Annotated in this window: 17 protein-coding genes; 7 read left to right on the top strand and 10 right to left on the bottom strand. The window is 68.3% G+C overall.

What is annotated here, in order from left to right:
- Positions 1–4: 4 nt before the first annotated feature.
- From FHS55_RS09410 to FHS55_RS09390, 5 genes are all read right to left on the bottom strand, one after another.
- Positions 5–1,279, bottom strand: coding sequence for a glycosyltransferase (locus FHS55_RS09410; RefSeq protein WP_183189465.1), 1,275 nt, complete (start codon positions 1,277–1,279; stop codon positions 5–7).
- A gap of 49 nt (positions 1,280–1,328) precedes the next feature.
- Entirely contained in the window at positions 1,329–2,384 is a 1,056-nt protein-coding gene (locus FHS55_RS09405; protein WP_183189464.1) for an ABC transporter ATP-binding protein, read from the bottom strand.
- Positions 2,381–3,172, bottom strand: coding sequence for an ABC transporter permease (locus FHS55_RS09400; protein ID WP_183189463.1), 792 nt, complete (start codon positions 3,170–3,172; stop codon positions 2,381–2,383). The genes FHS55_RS09405 and FHS55_RS09400 overlap by 4 nt, the downstream gene beginning before the upstream one ends.
- A complete protein-coding gene (locus FHS55_RS09395) occupies positions 3,165–4,031 on the bottom strand; it encodes an ABC transporter permease (protein ID WP_246340008.1) in 867 nt (288 codons plus the stop codon). The genes FHS55_RS09400 and FHS55_RS09395 overlap by 8 nt, the downstream gene beginning before the upstream one ends.
- 127 nt (positions 4,032–4,158) lie before the next feature.
- Positions 4,159–5,205, bottom strand: a complete 1,047-nt coding sequence (locus FHS55_RS09390) for a polyamine ABC transporter substrate-binding protein (protein WP_183189462.1) — start codon at positions 5,203–5,205, stop codon at positions 4,159–4,161.
- A 162-nt stretch (positions 5,206–5,367) separates the two neighbouring features.
- Here FHS55_RS09390 and FHS55_RS09385 point away from each other — a divergent pair, with 162 nt between their 5' ends.
- Together FHS55_RS09385 and FHS55_RS09380 are read left to right on the top strand one after the other, a co-directional pair.
- On the top strand, positions 5,368–6,327 hold the full coding sequence (locus FHS55_RS09385; RefSeq protein WP_183189461.1) for a GntR family transcriptional regulator: 960 nt from the start codon (positions 5,368–5,370) through the stop codon (positions 6,325–6,327).
- Positions 6,324–7,607, top strand: coding sequence for a nucleotide disphospho-sugar-binding domain-containing protein (locus tag FHS55_RS09380; RefSeq protein ID WP_183189460.1), 1,284 nt, complete (start codon positions 6,324–6,326; stop codon positions 7,605–7,607). The genes FHS55_RS09385 and FHS55_RS09380 overlap by 4 nt, the downstream gene beginning before the upstream one ends.
- Positions 7,608–7,650: 43 nt before the next feature.
- Here FHS55_RS09380 and FHS55_RS09375 read toward each other — a convergent pair whose 3' ends face one another.
- The 5 genes from FHS55_RS09375 to FHS55_RS09355 are packed head-to-tail and all read right to left on the bottom strand — an operon-like array spanning position 7,651 to position 17,053.
- Entirely contained in the window at positions 7,651–10,299 is a 2,649-nt protein-coding gene (locus FHS55_RS09375) for a hypothetical protein (RefSeq protein WP_183189459.1), read from the bottom strand.
- A complete protein-coding gene (locus FHS55_RS09370; RefSeq protein ID WP_183189458.1) occupies positions 10,296–12,518 on the bottom strand; it encodes an amylo-alpha-1,6-glucosidase in 2,223 nt (740 codons plus the stop codon). Before FHS55_RS09370 ends, FHS55_RS09375 begins: the two co-directional genes overlap by 4 nt.
- Before the next feature lie 23 nt (positions 12,519–12,541).
- Entirely contained in the window at positions 12,542–16,057 is a 3,516-nt protein-coding gene (locus tag FHS55_RS09365) for a molybdopterin cofactor-binding domain-containing protein (protein WP_183189457.1), read from the bottom strand.
- Entirely contained in the window at positions 16,054–16,551 is a 498-nt protein-coding gene (locus tag FHS55_RS09360; RefSeq protein ID WP_183189456.1) for a (2Fe-2S)-binding protein, read from the bottom strand. The genes FHS55_RS09365 and FHS55_RS09360 overlap by 4 nt, the downstream gene beginning before the upstream one ends.
- A gap of 34 nt (positions 16,552–16,585) precedes the next feature.
- Positions 16,586–17,053, bottom strand: a complete 468-nt coding sequence (locus FHS55_RS09355) for a MarR family winged helix-turn-helix transcriptional regulator (RefSeq protein ID WP_183189455.1) — start codon at positions 17,051–17,053, stop codon at positions 16,586–16,588.
- A 470-nt stretch (positions 17,054–17,523) separates the two neighbouring features.
- Between FHS55_RS09355 and FHS55_RS09350 the strand changes: the two genes are divergently transcribed.
- From FHS55_RS09350 to FHS55_RS09330, 5 genes are all read left to right on the top strand, one after another.
- On the top strand, positions 17,524–18,669 hold the full coding sequence (locus FHS55_RS09350) for an FAD-dependent monooxygenase (RefSeq protein WP_183189454.1): 1,146 nt from the start codon (positions 17,524–17,526) through the stop codon (positions 18,667–18,669).
- A 7-nt stretch (positions 18,670–18,676) separates the two neighbouring features.
- A complete protein-coding gene (locus FHS55_RS09345) occupies positions 18,677–19,498 on the top strand; it encodes an alpha/beta fold hydrolase (protein WP_183189453.1) in 822 nt (273 codons plus the stop codon).
- Complete coding sequence (locus FHS55_RS09340; protein ID WP_281379578.1) at positions 19,495–20,250, top strand: maleate cis-trans isomerase family protein; 756 nt, start codon at positions 19,495–19,497, stop codon at positions 20,248–20,250. The genes FHS55_RS09345 and FHS55_RS09340 overlap by 4 nt, the downstream gene beginning before the upstream one ends.
- Before the next feature lie 10 nt (positions 20,251–20,260).
- On the top strand, positions 20,261–20,893 hold the full coding sequence (locus tag FHS55_RS09335; protein WP_183189452.1) for an N-carbamoylsarcosine amidohydrolase: 633 nt from the start codon (positions 20,261–20,263) through the stop codon (positions 20,891–20,893).
- A gap of 100 nt (positions 20,894–20,993) precedes the next feature.
- A complete protein-coding gene (locus FHS55_RS09330; RefSeq protein ID WP_183189451.1) occupies positions 20,994–22,019 on the top strand; it encodes a 2,5-dihydroxypyridine 5,6-dioxygenase NicX family protein in 1,026 nt (341 codons plus the stop codon).
- The last annotated feature ends 121 nt before the right edge of the window (positions 22,020–22,140 follow it).

Raw genomic sequence — 22,140 nt, 5'->3', positions numbered from 1 at the left:
TCGGTCACACCAGTGAGGCGAGCAGGCGCGCGGCCTTTTTCGGCCCCTCGCAGGCCTGCATGTGGGCGGAAGTGGTCTTGAGCTTCGCCGCGATCGCGGGATCGGTGAGGCAGGCCTCGATCTTGGCGATCAGCTCCGCGTCGCTCCACTCATAGCGCTCGGAGCGGAAGCCATGGCCGGTTTCCTCGACGCGCATCGCGTTGTCATGCCCGTCCCAGACATAGGGCATGATGATCGCCGGCTTGCCGAAATAGAGGCACTCGGTGAAGGAGTTGTTGCCACCATGGTGGATCACCGCGTCGACCTGCGGGATCACCGAGGGCTGCGGGAACCAGCTGCCGAGCACCACGTTCTCCGGCACGTCGGTGTAGCTCGCCATGTAGTCGCCGACATTGACCAGCGCGCGGTAGCGCGTCGTGCCGACCAGCGCGATCAGTCGCTTCAGCAGTTCGGTGTCGCCGGAGCCGAGCGAGCCGAAGGAGATGTAGAGCAGCGGTCCATCATTGTTCCGGCCGAAGGTCGGTACGGTGTAGGGCTCGTCCTTGCGCACGCAGCCTTCCAGATACTGGAAGCGCGCGGGGTCGAGCGGCTTCTCGCGCTGGTACTTCGCCTGCTCGGGATAGAGCAGCAGGTTGAGATGCGGCGAAGCCTCGAAGAACTGGCCGAGCGGGTACGGCTCTTCGCCATTCTCCGCGAGGAAGGCGTTGAAGGCGTCGTGGATCGGCTGGATGACATCGTTGAACTTCGCGCGGAAGGCGGCATGGCCCTCCCGGTCGTTCTCGCCCATGCCGGAGAGGTGCGGCGGGATCGCCTCGTCCTCGATCTCGTTCTCCGAGCAGGAGATGATGCGCACCCACGGCACGCCGAACTGCTTGATGGCCGGAAACAGGATGACGTTGTCGACCGCGATCACGTCCGGCTTGATGCGCGCGAGCACCCCCGGCAGGTCCTTCTGCGCCCATGTGGCGCTGGCGACGATCGCCTCCCAGCACTCCTTCACGTAGTTGTCGAGCTGGTCGATCGGCTTCTTCGAGAAGTTCGGGATATGGCCGTTGATGAAGTCCTCCCAGAACTTCGCCATCTGCTCGGGCGGCATGGGCTCCGACAGGGCCACGGGATGGGCCTCGAAACCATAGCCCTCATAGACCGAGACGAAGCCGGGATCGGAGAGGAACACCGCCTTGTGCCCCAGCGCGGTAATGGCCTGCGCGATGCCCACGGAGTTCAGGGCGGGGCCGAAGGCCGCTTCGGGGAAGAAGGCGAAGGTCTTCTGTTCCATCTGTTCGGTACCTCTGGTGGATCGCCCTTTGCGGGCCTTGTCATCGTGTTCAGGCGGCGAAGAGGCGCGTGTCGGCGCTGTTCCAGCCCAGGGTGAGAAGGTCGCCCGCCCGGAAATTGCGCGCCTCGGCGGCATCCGCCGTCACCCGGCAGACCATGGGCTTCGCCATGGCGGGGGTCGCGACATGCACCTGCAGGTCGAGCCCGTGATAGGCGGTGGCGATGATCCGGCCCGAGAGCCGATTGTCGCAAGTCTCCGCATCGAGACGCAGCCGCTCCGGCCGCACCGCGGCGACAATCTCCGCCCCCAGCCCCTCGGGGATCGAGGCATGGATGAGGCTGCCATCCGCCGCCGTCAGCCGCATGCCGTCGCGCTGCACCGGGAAGACGTTCATCACCCCGATGAATTCCGCGGCGAAACGGGTGGCCGGGTGTTCATAGACCTCGCGCGGCGGGGCGCATTGCACGAGTTCGCCATGCTGGAGAATGGCGATGCGGTCGGCCATGACCAGCGCTTCCTCCTGATCATGCGTCACGATGATGAAAGTGATGCCGAACTGGTGCTGGATCCGCTTCAGCTCCAGCTGCATCTCGCTGCGCAGCTTCTTGTCGAGCGCGCCCAGCGGCTCGTCGAGCAGCAGCAATTGCGGCCGCTTGACCAGCGCGCGGGCCAGCGCGACGCGCTGGCGCTGGCCGCCGGACAATTGCTCGGGCTTGCGCGCCGCCAGCGCGGAGAGCTGGATGGTGCCGAGGATCTCGTCGACCCGTGCGCGGATTTCCGCCCGGGGCAGCTTCTCCATTTCCAGCCCGTAGGCGATGTTCTGCGCGACCGTCATATGCGGAAACAGCGCATAGGACTGGAACATCAGGTTCACCGGGCGGTGATTGGGCGGCACGTTGGAAATGTCCCGCCCGTTGAGCAGGATCTGCCCGCCGCTGAGCGTCTCGAATCCCGCGAGCATGCGCAGCAGCGTGGTCTTGCCGCTACCGGAGGACCCCAGAAGCGCGAAGAACTCGTTCTCTCGAATGTCGAGGGACACGCCATTGACGGCCCGCACCCGGCCGAAATGCTTCTCGACATGGCGAATGGAAAGCAAGCTGGTCATTGGCCCGGCAGGCCTCCACGGTTGAGGCGCTGCGACAGGGCCAGGGTGACGAGGGAAAACCCGATCACCAGCGTCGCCAGCACATTGATCTCGGGCGTCACGCCGAAGCGGATCATGGCGTAGATCTGCATGGGCAGCGTGATCGAGGCGCGCTCGGGCCCGGCGGTGAAGAAGGCGATGATGAATTCGTCCACCGACAGCGTGAAGGCCAGCAGCCCTCCCGCGATGATGGCCGGCGCCAATGCCGGCAGCACCACGCGGCGCAGGGTGGTGAGCATCGAGGCGCCGAGATCGGCCGAGGCCTCGACGATCGACCAGTCGAAGGATTTGAGCCGCGCCCGCACCACCGCGCAGACGAAGGCGAGGTTGAACACCACATGCGCCAGGATGACGGTGTGCAGCCCCAGCCGCACGTCGAGCAGCGAGAAGAAGCTCAGCAGCGCGATCGCCAGCACGATGTCGGGAATGACCATCGGCGCGAAGATCAGCGTCTCCAGCAAGCGGCCCTTGCGCCGGCGGATCTCGATGCCGATCGCCAGCAGCGTGCCCAGGATCGTCGCGATGCCGGCGGAGACCAGCCCGACGATCAGCGTGTTGCCGGCGGCGCGCAGGATGTCCCGGTTGGCGAACAGCGCGCCATACCATTTCAGCGAAAAGCCGGTCCACGCGGTGGGCATGCCGCCGGCATTGAAGGACAGCCCGACCAGAACGGAGATCGGCAGGTAGAGAAAGGCGAAGACGAGGCCGAGGATGAGCAGCATTACCTGCATGTTGAGACGATCAGCCATCGACCGGCTCCGCGCTCTGGCGGCCGGTGGAGGCGCGCTCGTTGGCGAAGGTCTGCGCCGTGAGCAGCACCAGCATGACGGCGATCAGCACCATCGACAGCGCGGAACCGAACGGCCAGTCATTGGCGGAGAGAAACTGGTCGTAGACCAGGTTGCCGATCATCTGGAACTGGCCACCGCCCAGCAGCGCCGGCGTCACGAAATTGCCGATCGACAGCACGAACACGAAGACGAAGCCGGTGGCGACGCCGGGCAGCGTGATCGGCAGGACCACCCGTCGGAACGTCGTCCAGCGCCCGGCGCCGAGATCGCGCGAGGCCTCCGAAATCTCCGGGTTGAGCCGCGAGAGCGGGGCGTAGGCGGCGAGAATGACGAAGGGCAGGTAATTATAGACCAGCCCCAGCACCACCGCGCCCTCGGTGTAGAGCATCTGCGGCATCTCGCCGGAAAAGCCGAGCGCACGGGCGATGCCGACAATCAGCCCTTCGCGGTTCAGCAGCACGATCCACGCATAGGTGCGCACGAGATAATTCGACCAGAACGGCAGGATGGCGAAAAACAGCAGCGCCGGCTGGCGATGGCGCGGCATGCTCGCGATCGCATAGGCGGCGGCATAGCCGACCACCGCCGCGATGAGGGCGGCGAGCCCGGCAATCCAGGCGGATTTCAGGAAGATCCGCGCGTAGAGCGGATCCAGCACCATCGCGAAATTCTCGAAGGTGAATTCATAGTCGATGCCGCCATAGAGCCCGCGCCGGAAGAAGGCCAGCGCGAGGATCAAGAGGCAGGGCACGACCATGAAGGCGGTCAGCCACGCAAAGGCGGGCGCGACCAGCACGAGGGATCTACGGTCTTGCATGGCGATCTTGCATGGCGATACGTCACCGCTCGGTGATCCGGCGCTGGAGCCCGCGCCGATCCGGTCGCGTCGCAATCGGATCGGCTCACAGGTGCTCGATGGTTGACGGGCAGACGGACCTCGACGGTCAGTTCGACGCCTTGATCTCGGAGACCGTGCGCGAATAATCGCGCTGCGCGGCGCCGACATCGCGAAGCTGCTCATGCGTGAGAAGCTCGGCCGGCGTCATCGTCATGTTCGGGTACTTTTCCAGCAGCTTCGGATCGAGCCCGTCCATCGCGGCCTTGTTCGGCACCTTGTAGAGAATGTTCTCCGCCGCCCAGCGGTGGTTGGCGCCGTCGAGCATCGTGTTGACGAAGGCGTAGGCGGCGTCCTTGTGCTCGGAGGACTTGAGGATCACCATCGTGTCGACCCACAGATCCGACCCCTCCTTGGGGATCACGTACTTGATCTGCGGATTTTCGGTGATGCCGTAATTGCACCAGCCATCCCACGCCTGCACCAACTGCGCCTCGCCGGAGACCAGCTTGGAATAGAAGGTCGTGTCGTCATAGGCGAGCAGGGTCTTCTTGGCGGCGATCAGCAGGTCGCGCGTCTGCTGCAGCTTCGCCTTGTCGGTCTCGTTGACCGAATAACCCTCGGCCAGGAAGCCCGCCGCCAGCAGCCAGCGGTCGGTCGCCAGCATCGTGGTCTTGCCCTTCAGCGCATCCGTCGGCTTCAGCAGGTCGTTCCACGAGGTCGGCGCGGGGGTCAGGTCCGAGCGGTAGCACAGCCCCGTGGTGCCCCAGGTATAGGGCACGGAAAAGGTGTTGCCCTTGTCATGGGCGAGCGCGGTTGCTTCCGGGTAGAGATTGGCGAGATTGGGGATCTTGGAATGATCGAGCGTCTCGGCGAGGCCGAGATTGTGCAGCACCTCGGCGAAGGGCGAGGAGACGAAGACCACGTCATAGCCCTTGCCCTTGGCGGCGATGAGCTTGCCCATGATTTCTTCGTTGGTGGCGTGCAGCACCAGCTCGGCGCTGTTGCCGCTGGCCTCGTTGAACTTCTTGATCGCGTCGGGGGCGAGATAGCCGTCCCAGTTCGAAATCACCAGCGGATCGGCGCTGGCGGAAAACGCGGTGAGGCTCAGCGCCACACCCGCAATGACCGCCGCGCGGCAGGAAATCCCCACCATTGCAAACTCCTGTTGTCCCCCGCCGGAGGCGGTGTGTCGGAAGGAGCGGTTCTTGATGACCGCTGACGACAAGAGTACGTATAAGCGGAAAAATACGTCAAACTGTATTCACGGTTCTTTGCCTGTCTTGCCCGCCCCACAGGGGCCTTCCGGGGGAAATCCATGGCCGAACGCCGCCGCGCCGCGCGCCACAACCATCAGTCGCTGGCGCAGCAGATCGTGGCGCTGGCGCTCGATCGCGGCCTGAAGGCGGGCGAGCACATGCCGGAACAGGCCATCGCCGAAGCCTGCGGCGTTTCCCGGACGCCGATCCGCGCGGCCTTCAAAATATTGGAAAAGAACAATATTCTGATCTGGAAGGAAGAGCAGGGCTATTTTCTCGCCCGCAGCGCGCAGGAGGGGCTCTCGGACGCGAGCATCGCCGCGGCGGATCGCGACCAGGGCCTGTTCACCCGCATCCTGGCCGATCGCGCGGCGCGGCGGATCGCCGACGTGCAGTCCGTCAGCGCGCTGGCGCGGCGCTATTCCGCCTCCCGCGTTGAAGTACTGAATGCGCTAAAAATACTGTCGCGCGACGGCATTGTTTCCCAGCTTCCGGGCAGCGCCTGGGCCTTTCAGCCGCTGCTCGACACCCCGCCGGCGATCGCCGAGAGTTTCGCCTTCCGGCTGACGCTGGAGCCGCAGGCCATCCTCACGCCGGGATTTGCGCTCGATCCCACCCGCGCCAGCGCCCTGCGCGCGCAGATGCGCGCCTTCCAGCTGCTGCCGGACGGGCGGCTGACGGCGGCGGGGTTCCAGCGCCTCGACATCGATTTCCACGTGATGATCGCGGAAGGCTCCGCCAACCGATTCGTGCAGGGCGCGCTGCTCGCCCATCACCGGCTGCGCCGCATGGCGCAGAAGGAAGCCGCCCCGCCGCCGTTTCGCCAGCGTCAGGCGATGGAGGAGCATCTCGACATTCTCGATAGCCTGGAGCGCACCCAGTTGGAGCTTGCGGCCGATCAAATGGTGCTGCATCTGCGTCGCTCCGGAATTCGCCGGCCCGAAACCGCCGGGCGCGGCATGTCGGCGCTGCTCCGGGGCGCGCAACCCGCGCCCGCGCGCAAAGGACCCGCTTCGTGACGCGCCCTCCCGTCATTGCGCTCTTCCCCGAAGCGAGCTTCGGCGCGGCGCTCAACTGCGTCGGCATCGCGCGCGAGTTGGCGGCGCGGGGCGCGGAGCCGGTCTTCCTGTGCCATCCCGGCTTTACCGGCGTCTTCGCCGAATATGGCTTCCGGGAATATCACCTCCAGCCCGAGGCGGGAGCGGTGCAGGCGCGCGGCGAGGCCTACTGGCAGAACTTCGTCAACACGCATCTCGCCCATTTCGACCTGACGCCGCAGGCGCAGCTGGAGGCCTATGTCGCCCCCACCTGGGAGGCGATCGTCGATACCGTCATAGCGGTCGACGATTCTCTGGAGGCGCTGCTGGCGCAGATCCAGCCGGACGCCATCCTGCTGGACAATGTCATCATGTTCCCGGCCATCCTGCGCTGCGGCCGGCCCTGGGCGCGGGTGGTCTCTTGCGCCGAGACCGAGATACCGGATGCGCTCGTGCCGCCCTATCTCTCCGGCCTTGGCCCCGATGACGTCGCCGGCCGTGCCCTCTGGGAGAAGGCGGCGAGCGCGGCGCTGCGGCCCGCGCATCATCGCTACAACGCGTTCCGCCGCGCGCGCGGATTGCGGCCGCTGCCCCAGGGGCAGTTTCTGGAATGTTCCGACTGGCTCAACCTGCTGCTGGCACCTTCCGCCGTGCGCTATCGACGCGCCGAGACGCTGCCGGCGGATCGCTTCACCTTTCTCGAAGGCTGCGTGCGCGACGAGGTGCCGTTCGATCCCCCGGCCCTGCCGGCCAATGAGGGGCCGCTGGTCTATATGAGCTTCGGCAGCCTGGGCGCGATCGACACCGACCAGATCCGGCGCATGATCGCGGTCTTCGCGACCATTCCCGCCCGCTTCTTCGTGAATGTCGGCGGGTTTCTCGATGAATATCGCGAAGTGCCGGACAATGTCTTTCTCGGCAGCTGGTTTCCCCAGCCCTCCGTCGTCGCCCAGTCGGCGCTGTTCATCCATCACGGCGGCAACAACTCCTTCTGCGAGGCGCTGTTCCACGGCGTGCCATCGCTGGTGATGGCCTATTGCTGGGACGGGCACGACAATGCCCGGCGCGTGCAGGATACCGGCACCGGGCGCAGCATGCACCGCTCGGACTGGTCGCCCGACGGGCTGCGCGCCACGATCGACGCGCTGCTGAAGGATCGCGACCTGCGGGACCGCCTCGCCGCGATCTCGGCACAGATGAAGGCCGATCCGGGCGTGGTGCGGGCGGCCGACGCGGTGCTGTCGCGGCTGGGAGCCCGCTGAACGAGGGGGCGGCCCCTCGCGCCATCCGGGGAGCGCGTCCGGATCAATCCAGGAACGACAGCGCCTCCAGTCGCGGAGGCTGGGTAAGGCCGGAGGGGCTGGGCCGGGCACCGAAGGTGGTGCCGGCATAATAGCGGTTCGCCGCCGTGTTCCTCACCCGGAGTTCCATGGCGCACAAGGCTCCCGACACCGAGGGGATGGGGAAGCAGGCGTCGCCGGCAATATGCGTTCCCACCCACGCGCCATTGACCCACAGTTCAGCGGTCTCATGGACCGCGGGAAGCCGGATCTGCCAGCGGGCCGCCGCCAGTTCGGGTAGCCGCACCGTGCACCGGTAGATGCCGGTGCCGGCGAAGGTGGCAAAGCCCTGCCCTTCCCAGCCGCGATCCACCGCGATGGCAACGGGCGGTCGTCCATCGGCCTCCAGCGTCCAGCCCTCCGACAGGGTGAGGGAGGCGAGTGGTTCGGTCTGCGGCGCCGGCACCGCACGGTCGCCCGTTGCCCGGGCCGTGGCGGCGCGCACGGAGAGGCACAGCACGCCCTCGGCCGCCAGAGTGCCGCGAAAACGCCGGCCCTCGAAGGCGGAGGCCGGCAGCGCCGTCCGCTCCCCGGTGCTTGGGCACCATATATCGCCTTCCAGCGACTCGGCCGCGAAGGTCATGCTAAGGTCGCGCGGCTGCGGCATGTCGTTGAAAATGGCCAGCCGCCACTCATCCCCGCAGTGCAACGCCGTGCACCAGGCCGTGCCGCCATCGGCAAAGCGCACATCCGGCACGGGGCGCTCCAGCTGGGCGACCCACGCGGTGATGGCCTCGAACGAGGGATCGGCGAGCCGCGTGACCGGTCCATCCTCGCCCATGTCCGGCAGGAGCGCGTCATCCGCCGCCGGTGCGAGGACGACATGTCCACCCCTCTGGACGAAGGCAGTGATGATTTCCGCCGTCTCCGCCCTGCCGAACAGGGTGACGGCCGGCAGAATCAGGGTCGTGTAGCGCGTCGCGGGCCCGAGGGAGTGCGCGAGCGTGGCTTCGTCGACGATGTCATAGCCGATGCCGGCGCGGGCGAGGGCCTGCGCCCAGCGGCCGAACACGACCCCGCAGGCATGGTCCGGCCCTTCGGCGTAGAGCGTGTGCAGGGGGTAGAATAGCGCGACCGGACGCACCGGCTCGCCCTCCTCCAGAAAGGCGGAAAGCCGGGCGAGTTCGCCGAAGATGAGGGAACAATCCTCCCACCACGGTTCGAAATTGAAGGCGGGAGGGAAATCGAAGCGCGGATTGGCCAGCGGGCGCGGATCGTCGTCGAAGCCGTCGGTCACGTTGACCGCGTGCAGCAGGATGCGGCGCGCGCCGAACAGCAGATGCCGGATCGACTGGGCGCGAAAACGCGCGGGCGTCAGGCCCCACTGGCCGGCCAGCGCCGGCAGGCCGACCTCCCGTCCCGTCGCATATTGCTCGATCGTGCAGCGCGTGCGGCCATGCGCCCGCGCCACGCTGTCGCCAAACCGGGCGGCCAGTTGCGGGGCGTAATCGGCGGCGTCGACCGTCGTCTGCGTGCGGTAGGCGTCAATGCCGAAATAATCGACGCCGGGCATGGAGCGCGGGTCGAATCCCCTGAGATCGCCCTGCAGGTTCCAGCTCCCCACATGGGTCAGCAACTCATGGCCGGTGAAGCCGATGCCGTGCTCCCGCGCCCAGCGCGACAGCGTGCCGAAAAAGGCTTCGTGCATCCGCTCACCATAGCGGCGCAGATAATCGGCTCGCAGCCGGGCGGAATCCGGGCCGATGTCGCGCGTGAGCGCGAGCAGGGCGCGCGCATCCGCCGGGTCGGCCGGCGCCCCGTCGGAAAGGAGACTGTTGCCGAGCGGACCGTGCCGCTCTTTCCATATCTGAAAACCGGCATAGGGATGGTCGAAGAACACGCTGTCCGCCTGCCCGCCGGCAGCCTCCAGCAGCGGGGCGTAAACCGTCTGCGCGAAACGCTGCGCGGTTTCCGGCAGCAGGTAGTTCACCAGCCGCGAGGTTAGGCACCGCGCCGAGATGAAGGCCGTCACGCGCCAGCCCTCGGGGATCGGCGCGCCGGGGGCCAGACGGATGCGGCACGAATCCGGACCGGTCTCCTCGATGATTGCGCCGTCGAGCGGGCGGATATCGTCCGGCGTGGTGACGGACGCAGGATGGGCGACGACCAGCACCGTGCGCCAGTCGCCCCAGCGGGCAACGCCGTCCTCATAGAGCCAGTCGCGGCCCATCTGACCCATGAAGTCGAAGAACGGCGCGCGGATTCCGCTCACCGTCAGTTCGATGCCGGCGGCATCGCCCGGCCCGCTGGCCCAGAACAGGTGCCGCTCGCGCAGGTGATCCGCCCCCTCCACCGTGCGCCCGCCGCCATGGCCGGACATCCAGCCATACTCGTCATAGAGCGTGATGCCGATCCCGAGCCGCCGGGCCTGCGCGCAGGCCGCCCGGCAGGCATCCAGATAGGGCGGCGACAGATAGGTGGTGCGCTCCAGTGCCGGCCGCGCCTGGATCATCACCGTGCCGATGCCCTTCGCCTTCATGTCGGCGAGTTGGGCCTCTATCTCGTCCTCGGTCGGCAGCCGGTGCCAGAACCAGAAGGTGGCGACCTGGAATGGGCGACCCGGGTTGCGGAACCAGTCCGGCGCCGAGGTCTGTGCGATGGAGTTTTCACTCATGTGCGCGGCTCGAAATGGCAGTCGAGCCGGTCGCCCGGCGGCAGGCCGGTCAGGTCGATCACGCGGCATCCCTGCTCGATACGGGTCGCCACCTCCTGCCCGCCGCAGCGCGCGATGAGGAAGCGGGCGGATGGCCCCTCCCCCAGCCGCAACCACGTGCCGGCTGCGATCCGCGCGGGAAGCGTCAAGGAGAGGAGGCCGCGCTCCACGATGATGTGGGTCAGGCGTCCCGTGAGGTTGGTGGTGAACAGGGCGCCCTCGGGCCCGGACAGGGTGAGCGCGCCGTCGGTGACCGCGACCGTCACCGCGCCGGCCGGGCTCGCCAGCGGGCCGAGGCGAACGGGCGCGCCGGTATTGCTCACTTCCCAGCCGTTCCACGGGCTGATGTCCATCACCTGCGCCACCGCCATCAGCGGCAGCATGGCGCCCCACGTATAGAAGGGATCATTGCCCGGCTTGTCATCGATCTCCCCGGTCTCGGCGCCGTAATTCTCGCCGCAGAGGCGGCGCGCCGACCAGGGGCCGCGGAAAAGCGCGAAGCTCGCTTCCGCCAGGGTATCGGCCGGGGCGTCGAGGCCGTAGCGGCGCAGCCCCTGCCAGACGAGATAGTTCACGTTCGGCCATATCCGGCCGCGCCAATAGGTGTCGTCCCGATAGGCGGGGTCGTTGCGCGTGGCATTGGGCAGGCCGAACGGGGTGGCGAACATGTCCGGGTCGGCGAGATGACCCAGCAGGCGCACCACCTGATCCGCATCGGCGGCGCCGCACAGCAGGGGGAAGAAGCTGGTTGGCGAGACGCTGCGCACGAAGCCGCCATCGCGCTGGCGGTTGGCGAACAGGCCGCGCGCGGCATCCCACAATTCGTCATGGATGCGCGCGCAGGTTTCGGCGGCCAGCGCCTCGAAGCGGTTGGCCTCGTCGTGTCGCCCGAGTTCGCGCGCCATCCGCGCCAGCATCTGCGCATCGAGCGCCAGCGCCGAATTGAGCCCCACATCGAAGGTGGAAAGCGTGCGCGTCACCGGGTCATAGACCGCCTCGTCATGGGTCGAGGAATTATCCATGCCGGTCTCGTTGCGCGCCCCGAACGCCGTGCCCTTGTACATGGCATCGCCGACATCCGACGTCCCGCAGGATACAAGCCCGCGCCCCTCGGGATCGCGATTGGCGCGCCACCACAGCTGATTGCGCGCCAGCGGCGCGAAGGCGGCATCGAGCAGCGCGCGGTCGCGGCTGCGCAGATACATCGTCCACACGGTGAAGGCCCCGTGCGGGGCCTGGCTGCGATCGACCCACGCATCCCTAGGGTTGACCAGGCAGGCCATGTTGCCCTGCGGCGTCGCGTTGCTGAGCGCGACCGCGAGATTGGCGCGGCCGAAAGCGGTGTCCAGCACGCTGCCCATCAGAGCCGCGAAGCACTGGTCATTGAACCATACGGCGTCGCCAAGGCCCCAGATGCGGCTCGCCGCCGTATAGGTCCGCCGCCGGCTGGCATCGAACACCGTATTCCAGCCGAGCACGTCGCGCACCGCATCGAGCGCGCCGGCATTGCGTCCCTCCTGCAACGTCGCGCCCTCCGCGGGGGGAGCTTCGAGCGCCTGCCGCGCCCGCGCGATGGCGAGGTCGCTTCTGTCCGCCACGGCGGCGGCGAAACGCTGCCGGGGCATCATTTCCAGATTGAAGCGCAGGCCGAGGGTGGGGCCGCGCGTGCCCCGGCTCGACTTGTCGAAATAGCCATTGGCCTGCATGTCGGCGGCCAGCGCTTCGGCATCGTCATGGGCGGTCACCAGCACCGGCGCTTCGGTCGAGGCCAGCGCCATGAAGCGCCCGCCCACCTCCACGAGGGCGCAGCCGCTGGCCGCGTCGAACGCGATCTCACGGCCCCCCGCGCTGATGGCGAGGACGACCCAGTAGCGCAGGCCCCATTCGCCGGTCTCGACCCGCTCCCAGCCTCCGCTGAAGGTGAAGGGGTCCCGCTTTTCATAGGCGAAAGCCAGCCGGGTGCCGCCGTGAAACGTCTCGAAGGCGATGTGCTCGCCAGCCAGATCATGCCGGCCGAAGCGGATCTCCTCGGGCGGGCAGATCAGCGTCGCCTGCCGCATCTTGCTGGAATAGAGCACCGGGGTGATGCGCACGCCCAGCGGCAGGAACACCATTTCCGCCGGCCGCTCGGACCAGCTGTTCCAGGCCTCGGCCGGGGCGATGTTGGGATCCAAAAGCATCGGGAGAGTTCCACACTTCAAGGTCAAGGCCCGGGGGCGGTACGGGCGGAGGCGATGGCGTCGGATAGATTCTGCCACGGCGCCCGCTCGGGGGCGAAGCGCGCCCTGAGATAGCGCAGGAGGTCGCCGAGCGCGCGCTCATCCAGCACGCCTTCGAAGGACGGCATCGCCATGGTCTCGTCGAGTTCGCCCGCGGGCGCGGCGATGCCCGCGCGCAGCGCCGCCAGCACGTTGGTGGGCTGGTTCGCGTGCAGGTTGCTGTTCAGCGCCAGCGACGGCAGGCGGGTCCCCGGCCCATGGCAGGCGGCGCAGGCGCCCTCGAAGATCCGCGCGCCGACCGGCTCGGCCATGGCTGCGCGGCCGGCAGCCGCGTCGGACGCGGCGATGACCGTGGCGGCATCGCGCTGGGCCGTGCCGGTGTTGAGGCTGGCGAGATAGGTGGCCATGGCGCGGATATCGGCATCGGGCAAGGGCGCGAGCGATTCCACCACATGCGCCATGGGCCCGGCGGCCGCACCGTGATCGACGGCCCGCCCCGTGCGCAGATAGTCGTAGAGCGCCGCTTCGCTCCAGCCCACCGGCGCCAGCGAGGCGGAAGAGAGCGCGGGCGCGTCCCAGCCATCGGCGAAACCGCCGGCGAGATGCGCCGCGCCGGTCTTCTCCGCGCCCAGCGCGTTGCGCGGCGAATGGCAGGCCGAGCAGTGGCCGAGCCCCTCCACCAGTTCCGCGCCCCGGTTCCATTCCGCACTGCGAGCGGGGTCGGCGGGCACCGCCGCGCTGGACAGGAACAGCGCGTTCCAGCCGGCCATCAGCGGGCGCAGATTGAAGGGGAAGCGCAGCCGGGTGTCGGGCGCCGCCACCGGCGCGGGCGCCTGCGTCGAGAGATAGGCGTAGAGCCCCTGGATGTCGCGCTCGTCGGCCTTCGCGAAGGAGGTGTAGGGATGGGCGGGGTAGAGATGCCGGCCGTCGCGGCGGATTCCCTGCCGCATGGCCCGCTCGAAGGCGAGGTAGCTCCAGCTGCCGATTCCCGCCGCGCGGTCCGGCGTGATGTTGGAGGCGTAGATGGTGCCGAACGGCGTTTCCAGCGCCCGCCCGCCGGCAAAGGCCGTGCCGTCCGCGCCGACATGGCAGACATTGCAGGCGCCCGCCGCGGCGGCGAGCCGGCCCCGCTCGATGGCGGCGCTGGAGAAGACGTCGCCGCCCATGGCCGAGACCGGCGCGATGGGAGCGCGCCAGGGCAGCAGGGCGGCGCCGGCCGCGAGAGCGCCGCACAGCATGCCAGCGAACGGCCACGCCCAGCGGCGCCCGGCCGGCTTCTTCTCGGGCGCGGGCATCGGCGGAGGGGCCGGCAGCGGGTTGAGCGCGGCGCGCACCTTCTCCGGCGTCAGCGGCAATTCGCGGAAGCGGATGCCGGTCGCGTCGAACACGGCATTGGCAATCGCCGCCGCGCTCGGCACGGAGGCGGATTCGCCCGCGCCGAGCGGCGGCTCGTCCGGGCGCGGGATCATCAGCACGTCGATATCCGGCACCTCGGGAAAGGTGAGGAGCGGATAGGCGCCCCACTCCAGGCTGGCCACCGCCGTCTCCGAGAAGCGCACTTCCTCCTTCAGGATGCGGCTGGTCGACTGGATGACATTGCCGTGGATCTGGTGGCGCACGCCGTCGGGATTGACCACCTGGCCGGTATCCTGACCGCAGATCACCCGCGTCAGCGCGATTTCGCCGGTGACCTTGTTTACCGCGACGTCCGCCACCCACGCGGCCCACGCAGCGGCCGTGCCGGGAAACGTGCCGTGGATGTAGACGGCATAGGCGAAGCCGCGACCATAGAGGATGTCGCCCGCCTGCCCATGGCTGAACGGCGCGGTGTGGGGCTGCCATTTCGCCCGCTCGGCCACGGCCCGCACGAGGTGAATCGCGCGCGGATCGGTGAGGTAGCGCAGCCGGTATTCGATGGGATCGACGCCGGCCGCGATCGCCAGTTCGTCGATGAAGGATTCATGCGCGAAGCTGTTCGGCATCGCCGATACGCCGCGAAACCACGAGGCGCGCGCAATGGGCGGCATGTCGTGCACGGTGACGCGCAGATTGGAGATGGCATAGGGCGGGATCGCCGTGCGATCGCCCATCTGCGCGACATCGGCGACGGGCGGCAGCTTGCCGGTGAGCACCAGCGCCAGCGTCGGCGCGAGATTGGAGGGATAGCGCGTCTCGAAATCATAGGCGGCCGGCCCGCCTTCCGCATCGAGCCCGCCGCGCACATCGATGACCTGCGCCGCGCCCTTGGGCTCCCAGCCATGCTCCTGCTCGCGCGTCAGCTGCACCCGCACGGGGCGGCCCACCTCCCGCGACAGCAGCGCCGCATCGGCCGTCACGTCATCGGCGCAGTTGCGCCCATAGCAGCCGGCGGCCTCCAGGCGCTCGACGACGATGCGCTCCTCCGGCAGGTCGAGCAGGCGCGACAGATCGCGGCGCATCGGGAACGGATTCTGCGTGCCGGACCAGACGGTCAGCCCCTCGTCCTGCCACTCCGCGACGGCGCAGGACGGCCCGATCGAACCATGCATCTGATAGGGCCAGACATAGGTCCGCTCCATCGCCCCGGCCGCGGCGTCCAGCGCCCGCCCGACATCGCCGCGATCGGCGAGCACGCGGGCGGTGGAGGGGTTGTCGCGCAGGGGCGCTTGCGGCGCGTTGAGATCAGGGATGCGCGGCGGCGTCCGCCACGCCACCTTGAGCTGGCGCATCGCCGCGACCGCGTTCTCCTCGCGTGTCGCGACCACGCCGACGAAATCGCCGATCACCACCACGTCGATCAGGCCGGGAATGTCCGCCACCGAGGCGCGATCCACCGAGATGAGGCTGGCGCCGACATGCGGGCCGAGATCGAACCCCACATGGGGCGGGCGCACCACCCGGCCATGCACCATGCCCGGCACGCGCACGTCATGGACATACTGGAAGGCGCCCGTCGCCTTGGCCGGAATATCGGAGCGTGGCTGCGCGCGGCCGACCAGCGTGTAGGCGGCGACCGGTTTCAGCGGCGCGGCGGGATCGAGGGTGAGGCGGATCGCTCGGCCGGCGATGAGTTCGCCGACCGTCACGAACAGGTTGTCGCCGGCCGCCGCGCGGATCACGCCATCCTCGAGGCGCAGGCTGTCCATGGGACGGGCCAGCCGGAGCGCCGCCTCGCCAAGGAGGAAGCCGCGCGCCGTCGCCGCTGCCTGGCGCAGCGGGATGGCGGCGACCTGAATGGTCTCGCTGGCGATGGTGGCGCCCTGATTCGGCGTCGCGGCCGTCGAGCCCAGCACCATCGTCACCCGCTCGAACGGTGCGCAGAGCTCCTCGGCGACGATCTGCGCCAGCGCGGTGCGGATGCCGGTGCCGAGGTCGACATGGCCGTTGAAGGCGGTAATGCCGCCATCGGCCTGCAGCGCGAGGAAAAGTTCCGGCGCGCCGCCGGCGACAGGCCGCGTGACAAGCAGCGTATCCGCATCGGCCCGGTAGTCGGCCGCGGGGCGATCGTGAGGCGCGGTCATGTCCTGTCCCCGCATGTCCTGTCCCCGGTATCGGCGGGCGCGGCCGCCGCGCGGACGGCGGCGAGTATCTCGATATGCGTGCCGCAGCGGCACAGATGATGGCGCAGGGCCTGGCGGATCTCGGCCTCTGCCGGGCGCGGATTGGCGCGCAGCAGCGCCACCGTGGCTATGATCATGCCGTTCAGACAATAGCCGCACTGGGCGGCCTGATGGGCGATGAAGGCGGCCTGCACCGGGTGCGGGTCCCGCTCCGTGCCCAGCCCTTCCAGCGTGGTGATCGGGCGCGTCTTCACCGCGCCGATCGGCACCGTGCAGGAGCGCGCGGCGCGATCACCGATGAGCACCGCGCAGGCCCCGCATTCGCCCAGCCCGCAGCCATATTTCGGTCCGTTGAGCCCGAGATCGTTGCGCAGCACATAGAGCAGCGGCGTCCGGGGGTCGGCCTGGACGGTGACATCCCGGCCGTTGACGCACAGGATGGTGGAGGCGGTCATCGCGGGGGCCTCCGGCGGCGGGAGCCGGCGCGGCTCAGTCCTCGTCCGTGCCCGCGATCCGCTTCAGCGTGTAGAGCAGCGCCATGCGCTCGGCCGGATTCAGCCCGTCGAGCGTGAGTTCGGTAATGAGCTGGGCGCAGGGGATCATGCGGTCCAGCAGGGCGCTGCCGGCGGGGGTGATGGCGATGATCACCTTGCGCGCATCGCCCGGATCTTTCGACAGGGCGATGAGATGGCGAGCCTTCAGCCGGTCGACGATGCCGCGAATGGTCGCCTGGTCGATGCCCGTGGCCTTGACCAGCTGCCCCTGCGATTGCGCCCCGCCGTCGCGCAGCGCGCACAGGGTCGAGAACTGCACCGAGGTCAGCTGCGGATCGCAGGCCTCGGCCTGAAAGATGGCGAGATGGCGCTGATAGGCGCGGCGCAGCAGATAGCCGACCTGCTCGGCGAGGATGTACCCAGCCGCCTGCGTCGCTTCGGGCGCGTCGTCCGGATCGTGCATTCGCCTCCCCTTCCCTGCCATGGGCGGGCACCGGCGCACCATCGCCGCGACCCTCGCTATGTGCGGGTACGGGCAAACTCGGCGCAGGGCAAGAGCCGCCAGGGGAGCCACCATGGGGGGCGACGTGGGGGGCGACGTGGGAGCCCGCATCACAGCCTGTAATCCTGCGATGACCGCTCGCCTTGATCCGACCGCCGCCCGGCATATCACGCTCCCCTCACCGCAGCAGGGCCTGCCCCCGCGAGGCGTGCCGCGCACCATCCTCTCGACCCCGAGATATAAGCGTATACACTGATACGGCGGCCATCAAGATCTTGCGTTATGTCAATAGCACTGTCCAAAAACGTCGTCATGACTGAATTTCAATCAGGAAAAATGCGTAAGCTGCGTGTTTTTTAGGCTTGCGATTATAGCGCATACGCTATTCTCTAAGAGCAATCTCAGTTACCGCACCGCCGCTTGGAGCGCCTATGTCACCACAGAAAATCGCCATTATCGGCGCCGGACTGGGAGGCGCCGCCGCGGGCGCGCTTCTCCAGCGTGCCGGCTTCTCGGTCGATGTCTTCGAACAGGCGGATGCCTTCTCGCGGCTGGGCGCCGGCATCCACATGGGCCCGAACGTGATGAAGATCTTTCGCCGGCTCGGCATCGAGGATGCCGTTGCCCGCTTGGGATCGCAGCCCGATTTCTGGCTGAGCCGGGACGGCGCCAGCGGCGACTATTTCTCCCGCATTCCGCTCGGCGATTTCGCGCGGCGCGAATATGGCGCGGCCTATGTCACCATCCATCGCGGCGATCTTCACGAATTGCAGATCGCCGCGCTGCAGCCGGGCACGCTGCATTTCGACAAGCGCCTCACCGAGATCGAGGATGATGGCGCAGGCGTCGACCTCACCTTCGCCGACGGCACGCGCCATCGCGCCGACATCGTGGTGGGTGCCGACGGCATCAATTCGCGCATCCGCGAGGCGCTGCTGGGCCCGGAAAAGCCCAATTACAGCGGCTGGGTCGCGCACCGCGCGCTGATCCCCGGCGCGACGCTGGAGGCCGCGGGCATCGCGGTGGAGCCCTGCGTGAAGTGGTGGACCGACGACCGCCACATGATGGCCTATTACACCACGTCCACCCGCAACGAATATTACTTCGTCACCGGCGTGCCGCACCCGGCCTGGGAGTTCGACGGCAATTCGGTGCCCGCCAGCCGGGAGGAAATGCACGAGGCATTTGCCGGTTATCATCCGGTCGTGCAGGGGCTGATCGCCAGCGCCGACGAGATTTCCAAATGGCCGCTGCTCAACCGCAATCCGCTGCCGTTGTGGAGCCGTGGGCGCATGGTGCTGCTGGGCGATGCCTGCCACCCGATGAAGCCGCACATGGCGCAAGGCGCGGCCATGGCGATCGAGGACGGCGCCATGCTGGCGCGATGCCTGGCCGAAACCGGGCTGTCGGACTTCGCCACCGGCTTCCAGCTCTATGAGGCGAACCGCCGCGAGCGCGCCTCGCGCGTGCAGGCGGTGTCCAACGCCAATACCTGGCTGCGCACGCAGGAAGATCCCGCCTGGGTGTTCGGCTACGATATCTATGAGCATGCGCTCGGCAGCGACGCGGCCGCGTGAGGATGTGATGGATTCCTTCATTCCGACCGGTCACAACATCGCCGCCAACGGCATCCGCCAGCATGTGCTGCGCTTTCGCGGCCCCGGTGCCCCGCTCATTCTCGTTCCCGGCATTACCAGCCCGGCCGTGACCTGGGGCTTCGTCGCGCGGCGGCTTGCGGCGGTGTTCGACACCTATGTGGTCGACGTGCGCGGGCGCGGCCTGTCCTCCACCGGCCCCGCGCTCGACTATGGGCTGGACGCCATGGCCGACGACCTCATTGGCCTCATCGCCGCGCTCAAGCTCGATGGCGTGACCGTGCTCGGCCATTCCATGGGCGCGCGCGTCGCGATCCGCGCGGCCGCGCGCGATCGTTCGGGCATGAGCCAGCTGGTGCTGGTCGACCCGCCGGTCTCCGGCCCCGGCCGGCGCGCCTACCCCTCGAAGCTGCCCTGGTATGTCGATTCCATCCGACTGGCGAGCGCGGGCATGGATGCGGAGGCGATGCGCGCCTTCTGCCCGACCTGGAGCGAGGAGCAGCGCGCGCTGCGCGCCGAATGGCTGCACACCTGCTTCGAGCCGGCCATCGTCACCGCCTTCGAGGGCTTCCACACGGACGACATCCATCGCGACCTGCCCGCCCTCGCCCTCCCCGTGGCGCTGATGGTTGCCGGGCGCGGCGGCGTCATCGAGCCGGCGGACGAGGCGGAGATCGCCGCGCTCACGCCCGGCATCCGCGTGGCCCATGTGGCCGATGCCGGGCACATGATCCCGTGGGACGATTTCGACGGCTTCTTCCGCGCCCTCGATGAACTGCTCGGCACGGATTTCGAGGAAAACCGCCCATGAGCGCGCGCAGCTATCGTATCGGGCAGATCGTCCCCAGCTCCAATGTCACCATGGAGACGGAAATTCCGGCCATGCTGGCGGCCCGCCAGCTGATCCGGCCGGAACGTTTCACCTTCCACTCCGCCCGCATGCGCATGAAGCACGTGACCAAGGACGAGCTGGCGGCGATGGACGCACAGTCCGACCGCTGCGCGCTGGAACTGTCCGATGCGCGTGTGGACGTGCTCGGCTATGCCTGCCTGGTCGCGATCATGTCGATGGGCCACGGCTATCACCGCGAGAGCCAGAGCCGGCTGGAGGGCGTGACCGCCGCCAATGGCGCGCCGGCGCCGGTCGTCACCAGCGCGGGGGCGCTGGTCGAGGCGCTCGGCGTACTGAAGGCCCGGCGCATCGCGCTTGTCGCGCCCTACATGAAGCCGCTCACCCGCATGGTGATCGACTATATCCAGGCCGAAGGCGTGGAAGTGGTGACGCATCGCGCGCTGGAGATTTCCGACAATCTGGCGGTGGCGGCGCATGATCCGGCCCGCCTGCCCGGCATCGTCGCGGAACTCGACACGTCCGGCGTCGACGCCATCGTGCTGTCGGCCTGCGTGCAGATGCCCTCGCTCGGCAGCGTCGCCAAGGTGGAGGCGCTCACCGGCAAGCCGACCCTCACCGCGGCGGTGGCCACCACCTATCGCATGCTGCAGGCGCTGGAACTGGAGCCGGTGGTGCCCGGTGCCGGCGCGCTGCTCTCCGGCGCCTACTGAGGAGCGAGCCATGAGCGAGAGCGCATCGGACAATTATCGCGGCGTCTGGGGGCATCGCATCGGCTTCGGCGCGAGGCCGGCGGTGCTGATGATCGACTTCATGAAGGCCTACACGACCGAGGGCGCGCCGCTTTTCGCCCCCGGCGTGGTCGCGGCGGTGGCGCAGGCGCCCCGCCTGCTGGAGGCGGCTCGGGCCGCGAGCGTGCCGGTCATCCACACCAATATTCTCTACCACGCGCCGAACTGCGCCGATGGCGGCGTGTGGGTGAAGAAGGCGCCGGTCATGACCGCGATGGTGCCCGGCAACCCGCTGGCGGAATTCTGCGAGGGTGTGGAGCCGGCGCCGGGTGAACCGGTCTTCACCAAGCAATATGCCAGCGCCTTTTTCGGCACCAGCCTCGGTTCGATGCTGCATGTGCAGGGCGTCGACACGGTGATCCTCGCCGGCTGCTCCACCAGCGGCTGCGTGCGGGCCAGCGCGGTCGATGCCTGCCAGAACGGCTTCCGCACCATCGTGGTGCGCGACTGCGTCGGCGACCGTCATGACGGCCCGCACGAGGCCAACCTGTTCGACATCGATTCCAAATATGGCGACGTCGTCACGCTGGACGAGGCGCTGCAGGCGCTCGGCCGCCGCGCCTGAGTCCCGCTACCGGGCCCGTGCCACCTGAGCCGTGCCGCCTGCGTGCCTGAACGGATGGGGGCTTGCCGCCCCTCCCATGCTCCGAGGAGAGACAAGACCCATGGATCGCAACGTATTGACGGAAATCTGCCTTCACCAGCTCACGCTGTCGGGCGTTCATGAGGGCGAGAAGGTGGTGGTGCTCAGCCAGGGCAGCGACCGGCTCGATTATGCCGATGCGTTCCTCGCGGCGGGCCAGCGCCTCGGCGCGCAGATGTACCACATGCGCCTGCCCGCGCCGCTGCCGGCCACCGGCTCCTGGGCGGTCGGCCAGACCGGTCTCGCCGCCAATCCCGATGCGGTGGAGGCGCTCAAGCAGGCCGACATGGTGGTCGACCTCATCTTCCTGCTGTTCAGCCCCGAGCAGATGGCCATCCAGGCCGCCGGAACCCGCGTGCTCACCGCCGTGGAGCCGGCCCCGCTGCTCGCTCGCCTTCTGCCGACCAAGGAACTGCGCGAGCGGGTCGAGGTCGGCGCGGAGATCCTCGCGAAGGCCAAGGTGATGCGCATCACCTCGAAGCACGGCACCGACGTGACCTACACGATCGGCAAGTACCCCACCATCGCCGAATATGGCTACACCGACGAGCCCGGCCGCTGGGACCACTGGCCAGCGGCCTTCGTCTTCACCGGCGGCACCGATGACGGCGTCGACGGCCAGATCGTGCTCGCGCCCGGCGACGTGCTGCTGCCCTTCAACACCTATGTGCGCGAGAAGGTCACCTACACGATCGAGAAGGGCTTCGTCACCGACATCCGTGGCGGGCTCGATGCCGAGCTGATCAAGAGCTACATGGGCGAGTTCAACGACCCGCGCGGCATGGGAATGAGCCATGTCGGCTGGGGCCTCGACCACCGGGCCCAGTGGCACGGGCTGACCCAGTTCCCGGGCGGCATGGGCATGGAACTGCGCTCGTTCTACGGGAACGTGATGTTCTCCACCGGCCCCAACAACGAGCTGGGCGGGCCCAATGACACCGCCTGCCATCTCGACATTCCGATGCGCGGGTGCTCCCTCTTCCTCGACGACGAGCCGATCGTTCTCGACGGCGACATCGCCGTGAAGGAAATGCAGCGCCGGACCTGAGGGGCGCCCCCCGGCGGCAGGACCTTGGCGCCAGGACCTTGGCACGGGGACCTTGACGCGGACGGCCGGCATGCTCCCTTCGGGCGCGCACCGGCTTTCCAGAACCGATGATCGGGCGGAG

The sequence above is a fragment of the Ancylobacter tetraedralis genome (genome assembly GCF_014195655.1).
GTDB lineage: Bacteria > Pseudomonadota > Alphaproteobacteria > Rhizobiales > Xanthobacteraceae > Ancylobacter > Ancylobacter tetraedralis.
Note: the sequence above shows the minus strand (reverse complement) of the source record. Positions and strands in the feature narration are given on the sequence as shown.